We start from the raw sequence: 20276 nt of genomic DNA, 5'->3' as shown, positions 1-20276 counted from the left end.
ATGCTTGGTTCCGAGTTGAGATAACCTTTGCCACCATGAAGTGTTGTTTCCGCCCCCAGGTTCCCCCCAAGGCCTCGTCGTGACAGCCTTCGATCTCACGATCATCGGGCTGGGATACGTGGGCATGCCGCTGGCCAAGGAGGCCACGGCGGCGGGCCTGCGAGTGGCCGGTCTGGACGTCGACCCCCGCAAGGTCGAGGCCCTGAACGCCGGTCGCTCCTACATCGACGACCTGACGGACGCCGACCTCGACGCGATGCTCACCGGCGGATTCACGGCCACGCTGGACGCGTCCGTGCTGTCGCGGTCGCGCACGATCGTCATCTGCGTCCCGACGCCGCTGGACGAGGACCACCGTCCGGACCTGTCGGCCGTCGAGGGCGCCACCAGGTCCGTCGCAGAGCACCTTCAGCCGGGCACGCTCGTCGTGCTGGAGTCCACCACGTGGCCTGGCACCACCGACGAACTGGCGCGGCCGATCCTGGAGCAGTCCGGCCTGGTGGCCGGCAAGGACTTCCACCTGGCGTTCTCGCCGGAGCGGATCGACCCGGGCAACCCCAAGTTCGGCCTGCGCAACACCCCCAAGGTCGTCGGCGGCTTCACTCTCGCCTGCAAGGAGCGGGCCGCCGCGTTCTACGCCCAGTTCGTCGAGCGGGTCGTGCCGGTCAGCGGCACCCGCGAGGCCGAGATGGCCAAGCTGCTGGAGAACACCTACCGGCACGTCAACATCGCCCTCGTCAACGAGATGGCGATCTTCTGCGACGAACTCGGCGTGAACCTGTGGGAGGCCATCGAGGCCGCCTCCACCAAGCCGTTCGGCTTCCAGAAGTTCCTGCCGGGCCCCGGCGTCGGCGGGCACTGCATCCCCGTCGACCCGTCGTACCTGTCCTACACGGTGCGCAAGCTCGGCTATCCCTTCCGGTTCGTCGAACTGGCCCAGGAGATCAACGAGCGGATGCCGTCGTACGTGGTGGCCCGCGTGCAGCGGCTGCTCAACCGAGCCCGCAAGCCCGTGAACGGCTCGCGCGTGCTGCTCCTCGGCGTGACGTACAAGCCGGACATCGCCGACGAGCGGGAGACCCCGGCCATTCCCGTGGCCGAGGCGCTCCTGGAGCTGGGCGCCGACCTGTCCTTCTGCGACCCGTACGTGAAGGAGTGGTCGGTCGAGGGCAGGGCGATCCCCCGCGAGGAGGACCTGGCCGAGGCCGTGGCCGCCGCCGACGTGGTGGTGCTGCTCCAGCAGCACTCGGCCTTCGACCTCGACGTCGTGGAGGAACGAGCCTCTCTCGTCCTGGACACTCGCGGCGTGCTGGCCACGAGCGAACGCGTCGAGCGGTTGTAGGAAGGGTTTCGCGCGTGCACGTGCTCGTCATGACCGTGGTGCATCACCCCGAGGACGCCCGGATCCTGCACCGGCAGATCCGGGCGCTCGTCGACGCCGGTCATGAGGTCACGTACGCCGCGCCGTACACCGCGCGGGGAGTCGTGCCGCGTTCGTGGGTGACGGGTGTGGACCTGCCGAGGGCCGCCGAGCGGCGCCGCCTGGCGGCGGTGCGGGCGGCCCGCAAGCTTTTCAAGAGCATGCGCGGCAAGGTCGACCTGGCCCTCATCCACGACCCCGAGCTGCTGTTCGCGGTCGCCGGGGTGCGCGGTCGCCCGCCGGTCGTCTGGGACGTCCACGAGGACACCCCCGCGACGCTGTCGCTCAAGCCGTGGCTGCCGGCGTTCCTGCGCCCGCCGATGCGCTTCCTCGCCCGGCTCCTCGAGACCACCGCCGAGCGCCGGCTGCACCTGCTGCTGGCCGAGCGGCGTACGCGGGCCGGTTCAAACAGCAGCACCTCGTGGTGCCGAACGAGACATGGGTGCCCGACCGGGTCAGCCAGCCCGGCGACGACCGCGTCGTCTACCTCGGCTGGCTGTCGGAGGCCCGGGGCGTCCAGGAGGCCGTCGAGGTGGCCCGCCTGCTCCAGCCGCACCGGGTGGCCGTGGAGCTCATCGGCTACGCCGACCCGCAGAGCCGCCCCCTGCTGAACGAGGCCGTCGCCGAGGGCGTGCTCGAGTGGCGCGACTTCATGCCGAACGACGAGGCGCTCAAGCGGCTCGACGGCGCGCTCGCCGGGCTCTCGCTGCTGCACGACGAGCCCAACTACCGCCACTCGATGCCCACGAAGATCGTGGAGTACATGGCGCACGGCATCCCGGTCATCACCACCCCCTCGCCGCGGGCCGTGGAGCTGGTGGAGCGCTACCAGTGCGGCCTGGTCGTCCCCTGGCAGGACCCCCAGGCGGTGGCGCGGGCGGTGCTCCAGCTCAGGGACAACCCCTTCGAACGGATCGGGACCGGTGGGCGCGGCTACGCCGCCGCACGCGCGAACCACCACTGGCCCAACTCCGCACGCCGGTTCGTCACGCAGTTGGAGGCGTGGGCGGGCGTCAAGAGCTGAACGCGGGGTGAACACTGCCGCGGCGGCCCACGACGCCGGTCGCGCAGTGCGAACCTCCGGGTAGTCTGGGCGCGGCAAGATCATTTGAACGACGGGCGGTAGTGTCCTGAAAGTGCGCTGGCTCACTCTGATCCTGGGCGTGGCGATTCTCGCCGGTGTCGCATCAGTGGTGATCGTTCTTCGTGACGGGAGCACCGGTTCCGGCACCGCCAGCGCCGGGCAGACCGCCCCCTCGACCCCCCTGATCGGGTCGCCCGCGCACAGCGAGTTCACCGACCCCTGCGGGACGTTCGAGACCGCGGCGACCACGCCGTACGCCGTGAGCGGCTACTGGCTGATCCCGGCTTCCGACCCCTGCACCTGGCGGCGCCAGCTGGAGGCCATCCACCGCCTCGGCGGGGACACGGTCGTGCGCCTCGGCTTCGGCCTGTCGCCGCGCGAGACCGACGACGCGGGCCAGATCCTGGAGGCGTCGACACCCGAGGGGAAGGACCCCAAGCCCGACGCCAGGTACGCCCGCTGCGTGGAGAACGGGCTGTCCTGCATGAAGGCGGCGGAAAAGGACCTTCAGGCGGCCAACCCGGGAAATCGCATCACGGGGACGTACGTCTACCGCACCGACGAGCGGTTCGGCCCCGGCATCTTCCGCTGTCCCCAGATGGAACACGAGGTCGTCGTGGGGGACGCCGTCTTCTTCCGGCTCCTCGCGCCCGAGGACGGCTCGGACGACCCCACCTGCGACTTCGCCCGCGAGGGGCGCGGCTACCACCTGATCCTCGTCTCGGCGGGCGTCAAGGACAGCCTCAGCGAACTGCTCGACCTCGGCGACCGGTTCGGCATCAAGGTCTTCCCCGCCCTGCCGCTCGCGCCGCGCGACCCCGAGGAGTCCACCCGGGCCGACCCCCGGCACATCGGCACGCTCACCACGCTGACCCGGCGGGTCCTCCAGGACTACGGCGACCGCTTCAAGGGCCGCGAGTCGCTGGGCGGCGTCTACCAGCCGTTCGAGCTGCAGTTGCGGGACTGGCCCGACCCGAGCAAGGTCCAGACGCTCCAGGTGTACGCCGAGCAGCACCTGATCGTCGAACAGGAACTGCCGGACAAGCCGATCCTGGTGAGCCCGTACATCGACAGCCGCAGGCGGGTGAAGTACACCTCCACGCCCACCCAGGTGGCCCAGGGCTTCAAGGCCCTCGCGCGCACCGGGGTGGAGATCATCGCCCCGCAGGACGGCCGGGGCACGGGCAAGGTCGGCCTGTTCTGGCCCAACTGGAAGAACAAGCCGGTGGACGACAGCCTCAAGCCGGTCGTCGGGGAGAGCACGTACGCCACGGCCTACTACGGCAGCACACGCGACTACTACCGCGCGATGTCGCTGGCCCGGCAGGAACTGGTCCAGGAGGGCGTCCAGGTGGAGCTGTGGGCCAACGTCGAGGCGTTCGAGCCGTCCACCTCCACCGAGGCGTGCGGCCGTCAGGGCACCCGCGGGCGCACCGACAAGCCCAGGCTGGACACGCAGGTGACGCTCGCCGCGCCGTACGTGTCGAAGATCATCTCGTACATGTGGAGCGACTTCTTCACCTGCGGCTCGCCGTCGCTGTCGGAGGAGATCGCCGCGGACTGGGACCGCCCGATCCCGATCGAGGCGCAGCGGCGCGCGCGGCAGATCCAGGACGGCCTGGAGATCCGCGGCTACCACCTCGGCGGGGCCAACGTCACGCTGAGCTGGCCGGGCCTGGACACGCCGCGGGTCGTCGACTCGGCCACGGTGGGCTGGCACGACACCACGCCGATCCAGGGGCTGCCTGCGGGCACGGAGAAGATCTGGATCCCGGTCGACTGGGCCACGGTCCCCGACGGCGTCTGGATCCGGGTGGAGGTCACCTCCGCCGACGGCAGGAAGTCCGCCGAGCCGGTCTACTACCACAACACCGGCTGACCGGGAGGGTCTCCCTCCGGAGCCGCCTCCTGCCGCGGGCCCAGCCGGACGCGCGTTCCCGAATCCGTCCCCCTGGGCCGGGCAATGTCCGCGCAAGGAACGGACAATGCCGCGGCGGGGCTCGCCTTGGCCCGGCTCCGCCCGCTGATCTCCTTTGCCTGCGCCGCCGCCGATGGCGGCGCGACGTCCGGCCCGTCCACGCCGGCTTCGAGATGCCCGCCGCACGGCGTCGTCCACAGGGCGTCCGACGATCGACAAGGAGACCGCACATGAACCGACTTCGTCACCTCCTGCCCGCAGGTCTCGCGGCAGGCGCGCTGGTGGCCGCGACGGCCCTGGCCGCCCCGGCGGCCACCGCCGCCCAGGCCGCGAGCGGGCGCGCGACCGTCGTCACCGCGCTCGACTACTACAGCACGGGCTGGACCTACCTGCAGGTGCCCCCCACGACCCAGGTGCCGGGCTTCGCCCAGCGGGGATTCGACGACAGCGCGTGGCCGACGGGGCAGGCGGGCTTCGGCACCACCAACGGGACCTGCCCGTGGAACAACCAGACCAACGTCAAGACCCCGTGGGCGGTCGACACCGACATCCTGGTGCGCCACTGGCTGCACCTGCCGCGGGACGCGCAGGCGGTGCGCATCCAGGGCACGGTGGACAACGACGCGCAGGTCTACTTCAACGGCCAGCTCGTGCAGAGCGTCAAGAGCGGCAAGTGCGCCGCCGGGGCGATCGACGTCGTGGTGCCCGCGACCTACCTCGACTGCTGCAACCTGCTCGCCGTACGCGGCCACGACGCCGGCGTGGCGGCCTACCTGAACCTCCGGGTGACCTACGTCAAGCCCACGCAGGCGCTCTGACGTTCCCGGCGATGCGTCGCCCGGCATCGGCCGCGCTGTATCGATCGCGCTGTATCGATCGTGCTGGGCCGGGCGACGTCCGGGGGCGCGCATTCGGGTTACGGGGATGTGGAGCGGTGATGAAGCTCCCGCGCGGGGCCGGGGCGGCTGGCTCCGGACGGCCCGAGTCGCGGCCCGCGTCCTGTAGCGTGCTGGACATGATCCCACGCATCCCGGTCAGCGTGGATCTGGTCGTGCTCACCGTCAGGTCCCAGCAGCTCAGCGCCCTCGTCTGGCGGCGCGACCGGCCGCCGTACGAGGGCCGGTGGGCGCTTTCCGGCGGCTTCATCAAGCTGGAGGAGGATCTTCCCGCCGCGGCGGCCCGCGTGCTGGCCGAACGGGCCGGCCTTCCCGGGGCGCCGGTCCACCTGGAGCAGCTCCAGACCTACGGCTATCCGGACCGCGATCCGCGCCAGCGGGTCGTCAGCGTGGCCTACCTCGGCCTCGCCCCCGACCTGCCCGCGTCCACGGAGGCCCACATGAGCTGGCAGCCGGTGGCCGAGCTGACGGAGATGGCCTTCGACCACCGCAGGATCATGCTCGACGGCGTGGAGCGGGCCAGAGGCAAGCTCGAATACACCTCGCTCGGCGCCGCCTTCTGCCCGCCCGAGTTCACCGTCGCGGAGCTGCGCCGCGTCTACGAGATCGTCTGGGGACGACCGCTCGACCCGCGCAACTTCCACCGGAAGGTCACCAAGACGGAGGGCTTCCTCGTGCCCACCGGGCGTACCACGACCCGGGACGGCGGCCGTCCCGCCATGCTCTACCGCCGGGGCCCCGCCGTGCTGCTGCACCCGCCCATGCTGCGCACCTGACCGGCCGCCGGACCGGCCGCCTGGCCGGGCGGGTGGACGTGCTTCATGGGCGGGTTCGCGGGACTGCGCCGCCTGGAAGCTCCGGTCCTCGCGAAGTCCGCTCCGCTCCACCCACGAAAATTCCTTCGCAAGCTCGGAATTTCCGCGGGGCCCGGGTTGGACCTTCGCTGCGGTCCTCGCTCCCAGCCGCTCCGCCCCGCCCCTCTGGTCGACTTGGCAGGCAGACGCTCCTTGCAGGCGGTGACCAGGCGCCGTTCTGCCCGTGACCGTCCTCAGGTTTCCTGAGCATCCGGACCGGGAGACCCGGACAGTCGATGATGAATGGTCCGACTCACAGGGATCTTTCAGGATATATTCCGGCCTATGCTGGCTGCGGCCCCCCGCATCTCCGATGCGCAGGCCATTCCCCCCGGACCGTCCCGGCTGCGCGTGCTCGACCTGCTGCGGTTCTGCGCGGCCCTCGGCGTCGTCCTTTTCCATTTCGGCGAGACGCGCGCCTGGGGCACGCCCAACGCCTTCCCCGCGCTGAGCGCCGTGACCATGTTCGGCGTGTACGGCGTGCGCCTGTTCTTCCTGATCAGCGGATTCGTGATCCTCATGAGCGCCTGGGGCCGCACGCCCGGCCACTTCGCGGCGTCGCGGATCGCCCGGCTGTTCCCGGCGTACTGGGCGAGCGTGCTGGCCCTGGGCGGCCTGGCCGTCGGCGGGCTGATCACCGATCACCGGCCGAGCCTCACCGAACTGCTGGCAAACATCACGATGCTCCAGCACGGCTTCGGCGTACGCGACCTGGAGATCGTCTACTGGACGCTGTGGCAGGAACTGGTCTTCTACGCCCTCATCGCCTGCCTCGCGGCCGTGGGGATCACCTACCGCCGGTGCCTGGCGTTCATGGGGGCGTGGGTGCTGCTGCTGGCGATCGCCGACCGGGTGAACGCCGACCTGCTGCAGGCGGTGCTCGTCCCGTTCGGCGCGCCGTACTTCATCGCGGGGATGGCCCTCTATCTCGTCCACCGCTTCGGCGGGTCGCTGTTCCCCTGGCTGTTCGTGGGCGTGGGCTGGACGCTCGGGCTCTACACGGCGCTGGACGGGGAGCCCACGGCGGTCCGGAAATACGGGCAGGCGCTGGGCTCGGCGCTCGTGGTGGGCGTGATCTCACTGATCTTCCTGGTGATGATCCTCGTGGCACTCGGCGCGTTCGACCGCATCGACTGGCGGTGGCTCACCTTCCTCGGCGCGCTGACCTACCCGCTGTACCTCTTCCACCACCACGTCGGATTCCTGCTGATCCAGTGGCTTCACCCGGCGCTGGGCAACCGCCTCACGCTCCCGCTGGCCGTGGCCGCCGCGCTCCTGGTCGCGTACGGCGTGCACCGGCTGGTCGAGCGGCCCCTGCAGCCCCGGATGCGCGCGGCCCTCGACCGCTCGCTCACGGCCGACGCCGCCGCGTCCCCCTGATGGAGACGGCGGCCGTCTCTCCCGTGTCCTCGATACCCGCGCCGGTACCCGCGGCGGTGCCCACAGCGGTGCCCACAGCGGTGCCCGCGGCGGTCTCCCCGCCGGCGCCGTACGCGGAGACGACGCCCGGAGCCTCCTATTTGCCGCGGGGCGGGTAGACCTCGCCGGGGCGCAGCGTGCGGCCCTGCAGCAGGGTCGTCAGCGTGACGAACTTGTAGTGCTGCTTCTCCAGCGCGGTGAGCACGCCCGGCATGGCCTTGACCGTCTCGGGGACGATGTCGTGCAGCAGGATCACGCCGTTGCGCTTGGCGAGCTTCAGCGTGCGCTTGGCGATCACCTTGGTGTCGCGGGCCTGCCAGTCGAGCGTGGACCCCGTCCACAGGATCTGCGGCAGCCCGAGATCGGCCATGAGACTCGCGATCCTGGAGTCCGTCGCGCCGTTCGGCGGGCGCATGTAATCCGGCATCTTGCCGATCGTCTGATTGATGATGTTCGAGGTGCTCGAGACCTCTTCGAGCACCTCACTGTCGGACAGCTTGGTGAGCGAGGGGTGGGTCCACGTGTGGTTGCCGATGTCGTGCCCCTCCTCGTAGATCCGCCGGGTGAGCTCGGGACGGTAGGCGACCTTCCTGCCGAGCAGGAAGAAGGTGGCCTTCGCCTTGTGCTTCTTCAGCGTGTCGAGCAGCGCCGGGGTGTAGGGCCACGGGCCGTCGTCGAAGGTGAGGGCGATGCACTTGTACCGGGCGCAGTACGGCTCGTCCTTCTTCTCCACCTCGGCCTTCTTCACCTCGGCCGGGGTCGCGGCCTTCGCGGTCACGGCCGCCACCTCGGTGGTCGCGGCGGTCGCGGGTCCGGCCGCGGTAGGGACGACGCACACGCCGGCTGCGCAGGCGCCGGCCATCACGATTCTCGCTTTCCGCCACATGCCGCTGGATCTTACTGCTTGTCTTCGAATCCGAAATTTGCCGAACCGCTCGTCAAAGCGGCGGAACGGCGTTCTTGGCCCGCTGGAGGGCGAGTTCGGGCCACCACGTGCCTCCATAGGGCGGGACGACGCCGTACACCGGGTCCGTGGGGCCGCCCTCGCCGCGGTCGCACCGGTCGTCGGACATGCCGGCCGGCCGCACCCACAGGTACGCGTCCACGAGCGCGCTGCCGGTGTGGGTGGTCGGCCGTACGCCGGCGCCGCGTCCCGGCGGGTTGCACCAGTCCTGGGGGTCCTTGTATCTGCCCGCGGGCGGGGTCCACTCGCCCTTGCCGTTCCTGCTCGTGTCGATCACGAAGTGGGGGAGCCCGGCCGTCCCCGCGTCCGTCCCTGCGTCGGCGCAGGCGCGGCCGCGGGCCGACGACTTGGTCGTGACACAGGCGGCGAGGCGGGTGCCGTACGCGACGAGCTGGTCGGTCTTCTGATATCCGGACACGTTGAGGTAGAAGCCGTCCGCGCCGGCGATCCCGGCATCGACCAGCCGAGTCGCGGTGACCTCAGGCGACGGCCAGCCGTCCAGGCTGCCGTCGAGGTACACGGCGGTGTTCGGCAGCGCGCCGAGCCGCTTGACGGCCGAGGCGAGCATGCGCAGCCTGGCGCGCTGGTCGGCGGCGTCGCCCAGCGAGCAGTCCGGCGAGCCGGGCAACTCCGCCAGGCTGTTCGGTTCCAGCACGAACACCGCCCTGCGGTCGCCGACCGCCGACGCGAGCGCGTCGATCCAGGCGAGGTAGTCCGCCGAGTCCGCCGCGCCGCCGTCCTCGTTGCACGCCCGCAGCGGGATGTGGTCGGTGACGAAGACCGGAACCGCGTCCTGCCGCGCCGCGGCCTCAAGAGCGGCGCTCGCCGTACGGGCGGCCTCGGCCGCGTCCGTCTGGCCGAGCCACACGGCCCTGGGCACCGCGGCCAGCTTCCGCATCAGCGCGGCGTCACCGGCCCGGCCCGCCGCCTGCCAGACGTCCGCCTGGTGCGCCTCGTCGCCGGTCGGGCTCGCGTAGAGCCGTACGGCCCGCCCGCGCAGGGGATTGCCGCGGAGCGCTCGCGGTGGTGACCGACCAGCGGCTGGGGAGACGGCCCGGGGTCCCCGGACGACGCCGCCCGGACGGCGACGACCACGCCCGCCGTGACCACGACGGCGGTGGTGGCGGCGGCGATTCCGACGCCCAGGCGCGACCGGCGGCCCGTCCCTCCCGCCGCCGTCGTCGCCGGTGCCGCGATGTCCGCCCGGTGCTGCGTGACGTCCTGCCGTACGCTCTCCGGCGCGGGCTCGATGGGCTCGTGGCCGGTCAGCATCTCGATCAGCCGCTGCGCGGTGGGGCGCCGGGCAGGGTCCTTCGCCAGCGCCAGGTCGACGATCGACCGCAGCCGGGGGTCGAGGCCCGAGATGTGCGGAGGCTCGTGCAGCACCCGATAGAGGATGCTCGGAATCGACCCGCCGCTGAACGGCGCCCGGCCCGAGGCGGTGTACGCCACCAGGGCGCCCCAGGCGAAGATGTCGGACGCCGGGGTCAGCCGGTCGCCCTTCGCCTGCTCGGGCGACATGAAGGACGGGGTTCCCGCGACGATGCCGCTGATGTCCGCGGTGGCGTCGGCGACATGGGCGATGCCGAAGTCGATGACCTTGGGACCGACCGGCGACAGCAGCACGTTCGACGGCTTGAGGTCGCGGTGGATCACCCCCGCGCTGTGGATCGCCTGTAAGGCCACGGCCACGTTGACCGCCACCGCCTCCAGGCTCGACCCCGACAGCGGCCCGCGCTCCCGCACGACCTCCTGCAGGGTGGGCCCGGGGACGTACTCGGTGGCGAGGTAGGCGACGTCGCCGTCCAGCCCCGCGCCGAGGACGGCGGCGGTGCAGAAGCGGGCGACCCGCTGCGCGGCGGCGACCTCGCGCTGGAACCTGCGCCGGAAGTCGGGGTCGGCCGCCCACTGCGGGTGGATCACCTTGACCGCCGCGTCACGGCCCTCGTCGTCCCGGCCGAGGTAGACCGTGCCCATGCCGCCCTGGCCGAGCCTGCCGAGGATGCGGAACGGCCCGATCCGCAGGGGATCGCCGTCCCGCGGTCCGTCGTCCTCCGCGCCGCTCGTCATGCTCTCCCCGCTCGCCGGTTACCGCGTGATCCTAACCACGCGATCCCCGGCCCACCAGCGAGGTACAGCGAGCGTCAAGGGCGTTGAAAGCACCCCGGGACAAACTGCGGGCAACAACGAAGAAAGGACCCCAGCCATGACCCTCACCCGCTCCCTGGCAGGCATCCCGCTCGCGGCCGGCATCCTCGCCCTCGCCCCGCTCGCCACCGCCACGGCGGCCCAGGCCGCCGCGCCCAAGCCCTGGGGCCCTTACTACGCGGCCGGGTCGACGGCCAAGGTGAGCGGCTCGCTGACCGCCGCGGCCAAGGACGACCCGAGCAGGCCCGCGCCGTACGTCAAGGTCACCGGCAGTGTCACCAGCCTGACCCACAAAGCGTCCACCTGCGGCTGGGCCCTGTTCCGCGTCAGCTACTTCGACGCCGCCAACCAGCCGCACCTGGCCTACCGCAACTACCGCACCTGCTCGTACGGCGCGAAGAAGACCTTCGCCTTCACCGTCAGGAACGTCGGCGAGGTCGAGCTCAAGACCTGCTCCGAGACCAAGGCCGCCAAGCCGTCCCTCAACTGCCAGTACGCCGGCACCTGGAAGACGCTCTACGCCTACTACAAGTAGGGCCGGCGCGTCATCCACAGGGGGTGTGCGGGGTGCCGCGCGAACAGGCGGATCTCCTATCGTTAGGACATGCCTCGATTCCGCTCGATCCTCGACACCATGCCGGCCTACAAGCCGGGCAAGGCCGTGGTCTCCCCGGACGGCCGGTCCTACAAGCTGTCCTCCAACGAGAGCCCCTTCGGACCCCTGCCGTCGGTGGTGGAGGCGATCGCGCGGGCGGCCACGGAGGTCCACCGCTACCCCGACCCCGGCGCGGTCCGGCTCACCGAGACGCTCGCCGAGCGGTTCGGCGTGCCGTACGACCATGTCGCGCTGGGCGCCGGATCTGTGGCGGTCGCCCAGCAGATCCTGGAGGCGGTCGGCGAGCCCGGCGCCGACGTGGTGTACGCCTGGCGCTCGTTCGAGGCCTACCCGCTGCTGGTCGGCCTCTCGGGCGCCAACGCGGTCGAGGTGCCGCTGCGCGACGAGACGCACGACCTCGACGCCATGGCCGACGCCATCACGCCGGAGACGCGCCTGGTCTTCGTGTGCAACCCCAACAACCCGACCGGCACGGTGAACCGGGCCGACGAGCTCGTGCGGTTCCTCGACCGCGTGCCCGAGAACGTCACCGTCGTCCTCGACGAGGCCTACCGGGAGTACGTCAGGGACGCGGACGTGCCGGACGGCCTCACGCTCTACCGCGAGCGCCCCAACGTCGCCGTCCTGCGCACGTTCTCCAAGGCGTACGGCCTGGCGGGGCTGCGGGTCGGCTACCTCATCGGGCACGAGCCGGTGGCCGCCGCCGTCCGCAAGACGCTGCTGCCCTTCGCGGTCAACCACCTCGCCCAGGCCGCCGCGATCGCGTCCTTGCACGCCGAGGACGAGTTGCAGGAGCGGGTCGAGACCGTGATCAAGGAGCGCACCCGCGTCAGGGAGGCACTGCTGTCGCAGGGCTGGACCGTCCCGCCCACCGAGGCCAACTTCGTCTGGCTGCGCCTCGGCGAGCGGACGATGGAGTTCGCCGCGAAGTGCGCGGCCGTGGGCGTCGCCGTGCGCCCGTTCGACGGGGAGGGCGCCCGGATCTCCATCGGCGACCGCGAGGCCAACGACGTCTTCCTCGCCGCCGCCGAGGCGTTCCGGCAGGCGTCCTAACGGGCCAGGTACTGCTGGACGAGCTCGTCCGTGATCCGCCTCACCTGGTCGAGGTCGGCGCCACGCTTGACCAGGACCTGGGCCGCCACGCTCTCGCGATCGCGGACGAGCGCGAGCAGGATGTGCTCGGTGCCGATGTAGTCGAGGCCGCGCTGCTCGGACTCCTGGTTCGACATCCGGAGGACCTCGCCGGCCGACGGGGTGAACGGAAGGGGCTCCGGCGTGGCGTGCCGGCGGTGTCCGACGATCTCCTTGACCTGGAGGCGCGCGTCCTCGAGGGTCAGGCCCAGGCCCAGGAGAACCTGGGCGGCCACGCCCTCACCCTCGTGGATCAGACCGAGGAGGATGTGCTCGGTGCCGATGGAGTCGTGGTCGAGCATCCTGGCCTCGGTTTGGGACAGGGCGACGACACGTCGAGCTCGGTCGGTGAGCTTCTCGAACATCCGCGGCTCCTCGCAAAGCGGTCAGTGAACCCATCCGGGTCCGATGGATAGTTGTCTACGTGGTTTCTGCTGTCGTGAGTGGATTGTGGTTGACGGTAGATCTCTGCCGCTTCGGCCGACCGCTGCCGGCTCCGCGAGGCGCGCGGGGCCCGTGGATTTACCAATGCGAATATCGCGGGATAATCGGCGGATCGCAGCGAAATCAATCGGCCGATTCGGTCACGGCCTCGAATTACCGGTCTCGCTCTCGCGCTTCATCGAGCCGGTTCGGTTTCACGATTCGGTGGTCGGCCGGGACGCCGCGACGCGTCCGGAATCCGCGGGGGTTGCCTCCGCCGCCGGCGTCGCGGTCCGGCCACGGCGCTCGGTGGAGACCACCAGCGCGACCCCCACGACGATCAGGGCTCCCGCCACGAGCATGGCCGCGGTGACCGGCTCGGACAGGACCGCCATCCCGAGGATCACCGCCACCACCGGGTTCACGTACGCGTAGGTGGACACGAGCGAGATCGGCGCGTGGCCGAGCAGCCAGATGTACGAGGTGAAGCCCACCAGGGAACCCACCAGCACCAGGTAGGCCAGGGCCGCCCACGACTGCCCGCTCACCGCGCCGACGTGCAGCCGCTCGCCCTGCACGAGGCCCATGACCAGCAGTGCGCCGCCGCCCACCGCCATCTCGACCGTGCTGGCCACGAAGGGGTTGGCCGGCATCGGGATCCGCGGGGAGATGAACGACCCCACCGACCACGACAGCGAGCCCAGCAGCACCACGGTGATGCCCACCCCGCTGCCGGACGCGCCGCCGCCCCGGAGCGAGAGGAAGGCGACTCCGGCGAAGCCCACCAGCACGCCGGCCAGCGTCAGCACGTGCGGCCGGTCCCTGAAGACCGTCCTGAGCACGATCAGCCACAGCGGGGTGGAGGCGACGAGCAGCGCGGCCAGGCCGCTGGAGATGTGCTGCTCGGCCACGGCGACCATGCCGTTGCCTCCGGCGAGAAGCAGGAGTCCGACCAGCGCGGCGCCGCCGAACTGCCGCCACGTCATCCGGAACGGCACGGCCCTGACGAGCAGGACCGTGCCGAGGACCAGCGCCGCCGCGACGAAACGGAGCCCGCCGCTCGTCATCGGCGGAAGGGTCCGGATGGCGATCGCGATGCCGAGGTACGTCGAGCCCCACACCACGTACACGGCCGCCAGCGCCAGCCACACCCGTACGTCATGACCGTTTCGTTCCATAGGTCATGACAATAGACCTGTCGCTTATGGACGGTGATTACCGGTTCAGCTTCTCCACGATCAGCCGGTAGAGCTGTCGCGGCCGGCCGGGCTGGGGGGTGCGGTTGGGCGGGAGCGGCCACGCGAGTCCCTCGTCAACCAGCGTGCGCAGCAACCGCCTGGCCGTGCGCGGGGTCACTCCGAGCATGCGCCCGGCGCCCTCCGCGTCCACGACCGTGTCCCCGCCCTCCAGCTTGGCGGCCAGGCGCGCCAGCACCTCGACCCCCTTGGGCTTCACCGGCCCGCCCGGCTGGGGCGGCATCCGGGGCGGCGGCACCAGTGCGCGGCCCTCCCGGTCCACCGCGAAGCCCTGCGGCTGCTTGCCGCCCTGAGTGCGGGCGAGCGCGCCCCTCGCGTGCGTCTCGGCCTCGTGCGTGGTGCGGCCCATCCCCACACCCACCTCGACGGCCAGGCCCAGCTCCTCGCGGATCCGCGCGGCGAACGGCAGCACCCGGAACCCGTCCGTGGCCGTCGCGATCGAGCCCTTCGTCGCCACCACGAGGTAGCTGTGGTCGTCGATCGGCCACACGCTCGCGTTGATCCGGTTGGCCTCCTGCACCAGCAGGCGGTGCAGCGACAGCCGCAGCTCGTCGCGCCAGTAACGCGGCGCGGCCCGCCGTACCGGCTCGCGCAGCGTCGGCACCTCGACCAGCACGACCGTGAGCTGCGACTCCTCCAGCCGGTGCCGGGCGCCGAGCAGCGCCGCCGTGTGCAGTGCCGTACGGACGGCCGCGGAGGTCGGCCGGATCGGCACCACCGGCACCCCGGCGGCGCTCAGCCGGTCGGCCACGCCCTGGACGCACGTGAGCGCGCCCGTCGTGGCCCCCTGGCGGAACAGCCGCTCGTGGAAGGCCGTGATCGTACCGACCGGGCCCGGCTCGTCACGGCTGTGCACCTCGCCCGAGGAGAGGTTGAGGTCGCTGTACGCCTCGTCGATGTCCGGCCGGCCGAGCACGTCGAGGCTCACCCGGCGCGGATCGATCCGCTCGTCCAGCGCTGCCCGCGCGATCGCCGCCACGAGCGCGGCCCCGCCGAGCTGCACGTGCGTGGCGGGCATCGTCAGCACGCCGGCCCGCCGGGCGAGCTCGAAAGGCACCGGACTCGCGAACAGGCACGCGTCCACACCCGGACCGAGCCGGGTCACCTTGTCCGCCGCCTCCTGCTCGTCCCGGTACGCGGCGGCGACCAGCCGGCAGGGCACCGGGGCAGCCGAGTGCCCCATGAGCATCACCCGCTCGACCAGATCGTGCGACCCCACCACTCCGATAGTGAGGTCGGGTGTCACCGTGCCCAGACGTGACCCGCGCGGAGTGTCTTCCGTGCGCTCGACCAATGTTCGTCCCATCCCACGTCGCCCTCGTTGTTGTGGCTTCTCTTTGGAACGATCGCTGGTTAAGGCCGTAATGTCACGCCCAGATTTGCCGGAATACCATTCTGGGTGGTCTCGGCGGTTCCGTAAATCGGACGGTCCCCGCTGGTCAGGGCATTAGTAAAGGTTTCCGGACTCAGCCCTCGTCCGAAGTGGAAATTTCACGCACCACATCTGCACCAAGGGCCTGCATACGCTGTGCGAGCGCGGCGTGACCGCGGTCGATGAGATATCCGGACCCGATCGTGGTCTCGCCCTCCGCCGCGAGACCGGCGAGCACGAGTGCGATTCCCGACCGCAGGTCGTGCGCCGTCACCTCGGTGCCGTGCAGCGGCGTCGGACCGTGCACGACCGCCCGGCTGCCCTCGACCTCGACGTTCGCCCCCATCTTGTTCAGCTCGCCCGCGAGCGCGAAGCGGCCGTCGAAGATGCGCTCGTGGATGTAGCTGGAGCCCTCCGCGAGGCAGGCCACGGTCATCAGCGGCGACTGCAGGTCGGTCGCGAAGCCGGGGTAGGTGTCGGTGATGACGTTGATCGGGCGCAGCGGGCGGTTGCGACGGACCTGGAGCACCGCGCCGTGGTTCTCGAACTCGACGCCCATCTGCTCCAGCTTCCACCGGACCACCCCGAGGTGCTCCAGGGAGGCGCCGACCAGGCTGACCTCGCCTCCGGTGATCGCCGCGGCCATGGCGAACACGCCCGCGTCGAGCCGGTCGGGCATGACCGTGTGCTCGACCGCGGTCAGCTCGTCCACGCCCTCGACCGTGATGAAGCCCGTGCCGCCGCCGCGAATGCGCGCGCCCATCCGGGTCAGCATCGTGATGACGTCGAGCACCTCGGGTTCGAGGGCGGCGTTCTCGATGACGGTGGTGCCCCGCGCCAGCGAGGCCGCCATGATCAGGTTCTCGGTGCCGGTGTGCGACGGGGTGTCGAGGTACAGCGGAGCGCCGACAAGGCCGCCGGCCTTGATGTGGATGACGGCCTCGCCCTCGTCCACCATCGCGCCCAGGCGCTTGTAGCCCAGGTAGTGGAAGTCGAGGTTGCGGCTGCCGAGGTTGCATCCGCCGATGCCCTCGATGATCGCCTCACCGAGGCGGTGGAGCAGCGCGGGGACGAACAGCACCGATCCCCGGAACCGGCGGGCGATCTCCGCGGGCAGGACCGGGCTGGTCAGGCGGGAGGCGTCGATGACGAGCGTCCGCTCGCTCTCGTGGAACTCCACCTTCGCGCCGACGGCCTGGGCGAGTTCCACCGCCCGGCGCACGTCCTCGATGACGGGCACGTTGCGGAGCACCGTGCGGCCCTCGGCCGCGAGCAGCGCCGCCCCGATCATGGGCAGTACGGCGTTCTTCGCGCCCTGGATGAAGGCGGTTCCACGCAGTACGTTGCCACCGCGCACGCGGTAACGGACCATGAATTCGACTCCTATTTCGGGGGAAGGGTGGGGGACTCCCGTCAGCCGGCAGCCGAGTCGTCGGCGAGGACGATCGGCCTAGAGTAGCCGCTGTCCCGGGAGCTTCGGGGAGGAACTACCCCAGAACGGATGGGGGAACGGGTCACTTGAGGCTACTTGTGTGACCTGTGTGATTCAGCCGCGGAAGCGCTCGCCGGTGAGCCGCTCGTACGCCTCGACGTAGCGGCTGCGGGTGCGCTCGACGATCTCGTCGGGCAGCGGCGGGGGCGCCTCACCCGACGACCTGTCCCAGCCCGACTCGGGGGACAGCAGCCAGTCCCTGACGAACTGCTTGTCGAACGATGGCTGGGAGCGGCCCGGCTCCCATTGGTCCAGCGGCCAGAAGCGGGAGGAGTCGGGCGTCAGCACCTCGTCGCCGAGCGTCAGCACGCCGTCGGCGTCCCAGCCCAGCTCGATCTTCGTGTCGGCCAGGATGATGCCACGTTCCAAAGCGATCTCGGCCCCGCGGCTGTAGACGTCGAGGGTGATCCGGCGCAGCCGCTCGGCCACGTCCTCGCCCACCTCCGCCGCGACCTCCTCGTACGTCATGGGCTCGTCGTGCTCGCCCATGGGGGCCTTGGACGACGGGGTGAAGATCGGCTCGGGCAGTCGGGACCCGTCGGTGAGCCCTTCAGGGAGCCGTACGCCGGAGACGACGCCCTCCCTGCGGTAGTCCACGAGCCCGGAGCCGGTGAGGTAGCCGCGGGCCACGCACTCCACCGGCACCATCCGCAGCCTGCGGCACAGCACTCCGCGACCGGCGAACTCCGCCGGGACGTCGGTCGAGACCACGTGGTTGGGGACGACGTCCTTGAGCTGCTCGAACCACCACAGCGACAGCCGGGTGAGGATCTCCCCCTTGTCGGGGATGCCGGGTTCGAGCACGTAGTCGAAGGCCGAGATGCGGTCGGACGCGACCATCAGCAGCAGCCCGTCGGGGGTCTCGTAGAGGTCGCGTACCTTACCGGAGTGCAGGTGCTTCACCGTTCCATCTTCCCAGCTCTCCCGTGCGCCCGAAGCAGGGGGAGCGCACGGGGACAGCCGAGCGTCAGGAGGTGTCAGGAGGAGGCGGCGGTCAGGGCGATGTCGGAGCGGTGGTGGGAGCCGCGCAGGGTGATCTGCTCCAGCGCCTCGTAGGCCCGGGCCCTGGCCTGGGCGACGTCGGCGCCCGTGCCGACCACGTTGAGCACCCGCCCGCCGTTCGACACGAGCCGGTTGTCCTCGTCCAGCGTCGTGCCCGCGTGCAGCACGTACGCGCCCTCGACCGTCACCGGGAGCCCCGCGATCGGGTCGCCCTTCACCGGGTCGGCCGGGTAGTTCTCCGCGGCGAGCACCACGGTCACGGCGGCCCCGTCACGCCACCGCAGCGGCGGGTGCCCGGCGAGCGTGCCGGTCGCGCACGCGAGCAGCAGTTCTCCCAGGGGGGTCTCCAGCCGGTCGAGCACGACCTGGGTCTCCGGGTCGCCGAACCGCGCGTTGAACTCGATCACCCGGGGGCCGTCCGCGGTCAGCGCCAGCCCGGCGTACAGCACTCCCGTGTACGGCGTGCCGCGCCGCGCCATCTCCGCCACGGTCGGGCGCACGATCTCGGCCATCACCCGCTCGGACAGGTCCTCCGGCGCCCACGGCAGCGGGGTGTAGGCCCCCATGCCGCCGGTGTTGGGGCCCTTGTCGCCGTCGTAGGCCCGCTTGAAGTCCTGGGCCGGCTGCAGCGCCACCGCGTCCGTCCCGTCGCACAGCGCGAACAGCGACACCTCGGGACCGGCGAGGTACTCCTCGATGACGACCCGCCCGCACGCCCCGGCGTGCTCCAGGGCCTCCTCGCGGCTGTCGGTCACGACCACGCCCTTGCCCGCGGCCAGGCCGTCGTCCTTCACGACGTACGGCGGGCCGAACGCGTCGAGCGCCGCCGCGGCCTCTTCCTCCGTCGTGCAGGTGTACGCGCGCGCGGTCGGCACCCCGGCGGCGGTCATCACGTCCTTCGCGAAGGCCTTGGACCCCTCGATCCGCGCCGCCTCCGCCGACGGGCCGAAGCAGGCGATCCCGGCGGCCCTGACGGCGTCGGCGACGCCGGCGACCAGCGGCGCCTCGGGGCCGATCACGACGAGGCCGGCGCCCAGCCGCTCGGCGAGCGCCGTAACCGCCGCGCCGTCGGTCGGTGTGACCTGGTGCAGAGTGGCCACTTCCGCGATCCCGGCGTTGCCGGGGGCGCAGTGGACTTCTTCGACGGCGGGGTCGAGCCGCAGGGCCCGGCACAGAGCGTGCTCGCGACCCCCGGAACCGATGACAAGTACGCGCACCCGACCATTGTCGCAGCGGTCGGCCGTCGCACGTCCTCAGGTGCGGGCGAGCGCCCGGACGGAGGCGTCGAGGATGTCGCCGAGAGCGGTGCGGGCCTGGGTGAGGTCGGCTATGCGGGAGTCCAGCTCGGCCAACTGGGTGGTGAGGTGGTCGAGAACGCACGCCTGGAGCTCGATGCCGTCGCCGGCGAAGCAGGGCATGAGGTCGCGGATGACCCTGGTGGGGAGTCCGGCGGCGAGCAGGGTGCGGATGCGGGCGACGACGGCGGGGGCCTCGGGAGCGTACTGGCGGTGGCCGCCCTCGGTGCGGTGGGAGGCGAGCAGCCCCTGGTCCTCGTAGTAACGGAGAAGGCGCACGGGCACGCCGGTCTCACGGGACAGTTCTCCGATCTTCATGTGACGCACCTCATACGCGAGAGACTTGAATCTCACATGGATGTGACATTCTACGGTCGAGGGCATGACGACGACATCGACGCCACAGATCCCCGTTTCGCTCTACGGATTCCTGACTCCCCGGCCCGGACACGCCGACGCTCTCCGGAAGCTCCTGCTGGACCTGGTCGAGCCGTCCCGCGGGCACGTGGGCAACCTTCAGTACCACCTCCACGAGCAGGACGACGGTAGGTTCTTCCTCTACGAGGTCTGGCGCTCCCAGGAGGACCTCGCCAGGCACAACGCGACCCCGCTGCTGCGCGCCTTCATGGCCGAACTGCCCGAGCACATCGACGGCACGGTCGAGGCCTATTCCGGCGTGATGAGGAGTCCCTATCCGCACGGCGGCGCGGCTTCCGCCGGTTGACGGACGCCGACGTAACGCCCGGCGCCCGACGGCTGGCGTGCGGGGATGCCCCGTTTTGCGGGTGGATACACACCGATGGCCAGTTTGTTCGGGCTGTTTTTGGCAAGAAGTGCATGATCGGTGGGACTTGACGCGGGTACCCTGGAACAGGTGTCCAACGGCCGTGTGGTAGGTTGGATAGGCTTCGCGCTGTCTCGTGGCGATTGGAGGTGGTCTGGGATGAATTCTGGTGATCCCGTCAGTACGTGCTCGCGCACGTACG

General features: G+C 71.0%; 19 protein-coding genes and 1 pseudogene. 10 read left to right on the top strand and 10 right to left on the bottom strand.

Features of this window, described 5'->3' with window-relative positions; translation table 11 throughout:
• The first annotated feature begins 79 nt into the window (after positions 1 to 79).
• From B1L11_RS12410 to B1L11_RS12385, 7 genes are all read left to right on the top strand, one after another.
• Positions 80 to 1342, top strand: a complete 1263-nt coding sequence (locus B1L11_RS12410) for a nucleotide sugar dehydrogenase (protein WP_079314610.1) — start codon at positions 80 to 82, stop codon at positions 1340 to 1342.
• A 14-nt stretch (positions 1343 to 1356) separates the two neighbouring features.
• Complete coding sequence (locus tag B1L11_RS53900; protein ID WP_306291642.1) at positions 1357 to 2031, top strand: glycosyltransferase; 675 nt, start codon at positions 1357 to 1359, stop codon at positions 2029 to 2031.
• Positions 1917 to 2444, top strand: coding sequence for a glycosyltransferase (locus B1L11_RS53895; RefSeq protein WP_306291639.1), 528 nt, complete (start codon positions 1917 to 1919; stop codon positions 2442 to 2444). Before B1L11_RS53900 ends, B1L11_RS53895 begins: the two co-directional genes overlap by 115 nt.
• 112 nt (positions 2445 to 2556) lie before the next feature.
• Positions 2557 to 4383: a DUF4434 domain-containing protein gene (locus tag B1L11_RS12400; protein ID WP_079314609.1), complete on the top strand. Its 1827-nt coding sequence runs from the start codon at positions 2557 to 2559 to the stop codon at positions 4381 to 4383.
• Positions 4384 to 4652: 269 nt separating this feature from the next.
• Positions 4653 to 5240 (top strand): hypothetical protein, encoded by a 588-nt coding sequence (locus B1L11_RS12395; protein ID WP_079314608.1) that lies wholly within the window; start codon positions 4653 to 4655, stop codon positions 5238 to 5240.
• A 197-nt stretch (positions 5241 to 5437) separates the two neighbouring features.
• Positions 5438 to 6094, top strand: coding sequence for an NUDIX domain-containing protein (locus B1L11_RS12390; protein WP_079314646.1), 657 nt, complete (start codon positions 5438 to 5440; stop codon positions 6092 to 6094).
• 363 nt (positions 6095 to 6457) lie between these two features.
• On the top strand, positions 6458 to 7552 hold the full coding sequence (locus tag B1L11_RS12385) for an acyltransferase (RefSeq protein ID WP_179155107.1): 1095 nt from the start codon (positions 6458 to 6460) through the stop codon (positions 7550 to 7552).
• A 136-nt stretch (positions 7553 to 7688) separates the two neighbouring features.
• Here the strand turns inward: B1L11_RS12385 and B1L11_RS12380 are convergent, their stop codons facing one another.
• The 3 genes from B1L11_RS12380 to B1L11_RS12370 all read right to left on the bottom strand — a co-directional run bounded on the left by B1L11_RS12380 (position 7689) and on the right by B1L11_RS12370 (position 10625).
• A complete protein-coding gene (locus B1L11_RS12380; protein WP_179155106.1) occupies positions 7689 to 8369 on the bottom strand; it encodes a polysaccharide deacetylase family protein in 681 nt (226 codons plus the stop codon).
• 160 nt (positions 8370 to 8529) lie between these two features.
• Complete coding sequence (locus B1L11_RS12375) at positions 8530 to 9453, bottom strand: glycoside hydrolase family 6 protein (protein WP_079314605.1); 924 nt, start codon at positions 9451 to 9453, stop codon at positions 8530 to 8532.
• A complete protein-coding gene (locus tag B1L11_RS12370) occupies positions 9453 to 10625 on the bottom strand; it encodes a serine/threonine-protein kinase (RefSeq protein WP_079314604.1) in 1173 nt (390 codons plus the stop codon). Before B1L11_RS12370 ends, B1L11_RS12375 begins: the two co-directional genes overlap by 1 nt.
• Before the next feature lie 136 nt (positions 10626 to 10761).
• Between B1L11_RS12370 and B1L11_RS12365 the strand changes: the two genes are divergently transcribed.
• Together B1L11_RS12365 and hisC are read left to right on the top strand one after the other, a co-directional pair.
• Complete coding sequence (locus tag B1L11_RS12365) at positions 10762 to 11238, top strand: hypothetical protein (RefSeq protein ID WP_079314603.1); 477 nt, start codon at positions 10762 to 10764, stop codon at positions 11236 to 11238.
• Between the two features lie 69 nt (positions 11239 to 11307).
• On the top strand, positions 11308 to 12372 hold the full coding sequence (gene hisC / locus B1L11_RS12360; RefSeq protein ID WP_079314602.1) for a histidinol-phosphate transaminase: 1065 nt from the start codon (positions 11308 to 11310) through the stop codon (positions 12370 to 12372).
• 8 nt (positions 12373 to 12380) lie between these two features.
• Here hisC and B1L11_RS12355 read toward each other — a convergent pair.
• The 7 genes and pseudogenes from B1L11_RS12355 to B1L11_RS12325 form a co-directional block, all read right to left on the bottom strand.
• Positions 12381 to 12815, bottom strand: a pseudogene (locus tag B1L11_RS12355) (Clp protease N-terminal domain-containing protein); the annotation flags it as partial.
• 273 nt (positions 12816 to 13088) lie between these two features.
• Positions 13089 to 14051, bottom strand: coding sequence for an EamA family transporter (locus B1L11_RS12350; RefSeq protein WP_079314600.1), 963 nt, complete (start codon positions 14049 to 14051; stop codon positions 13089 to 13091).
• A gap of 37 nt (positions 14052 to 14088) precedes the next feature.
• A complete protein-coding gene (locus B1L11_RS12345; RefSeq protein ID WP_179155111.1) occupies positions 14089 to 15333 on the bottom strand; it encodes a transcriptional regulator in 1245 nt (414 codons plus the stop codon).
• A 262-nt stretch (positions 15334 to 15595) separates the two neighbouring features.
• Positions 15596 to 16873 carry a UDP-N-acetylglucosamine 1-carboxyvinyltransferase gene (gene murA / locus B1L11_RS12340; RefSeq protein WP_079314599.1) on the bottom strand — a complete coding sequence of 426 codons (1278 nt, stop codon included), beginning with the start codon at positions 16871 to 16873 and terminating at the stop codon, positions 15596 to 15598.
• A gap of 174 nt (positions 16874 to 17047) precedes the next feature.
• Positions 17048 to 17896 carry a phosphoribosylaminoimidazolesuccinocarboxamide synthase gene (locus B1L11_RS12335; RefSeq protein WP_079314598.1) on the bottom strand — a complete coding sequence of 283 codons (849 nt, stop codon included), beginning with the start codon at positions 17894 to 17896 and terminating at the stop codon, positions 17048 to 17050.
• Positions 17897 to 17970: 74 nt separating this feature from the next.
• Positions 17971 to 19212, bottom strand: a complete 1242-nt coding sequence (purD, locus tag B1L11_RS12330) for a phosphoribosylamine--glycine ligase (RefSeq protein ID WP_079314597.1) — start codon at positions 19210 to 19212, stop codon at positions 17971 to 17973.
• A 36-nt stretch (positions 19213 to 19248) separates the two neighbouring features.
• Positions 19249 to 19608: a MerR family transcriptional regulator gene (locus tag B1L11_RS12325; RefSeq protein WP_079314596.1), complete on the bottom strand. Its 360-nt coding sequence runs from the start codon at positions 19606 to 19608 to the stop codon at positions 19249 to 19251.
• 64 nt (positions 19609 to 19672) lie between these two features.
• On the opposite strand from B1L11_RS12325, the gene B1L11_RS12320 reads away from it, so the two are divergent.
• The gene (locus B1L11_RS12320) at positions 19673 to 20014 is read left to right on the top strand and encodes a putative quinol monooxygenase (RefSeq protein WP_079314595.1); all 342 of its coding nucleotides are present in this window, start codon (positions 19673 to 19675) and stop codon (positions 20012 to 20014) included.
• The last annotated feature ends 262 nt before the right edge of the window (positions 20015 to 20276 follow it).

The sequence above is a fragment of the Microbispora sp. GKU 823 genome, assembly GCF_002027145.1.
Lineage (GTDB): Bacteria > Actinomycetota > Actinomycetes > Streptosporangiales > Streptosporangiaceae > Microbispora > Microbispora siamensis.
This window is presented reverse-complemented; position numbering and strand designations above follow the sequence as displayed.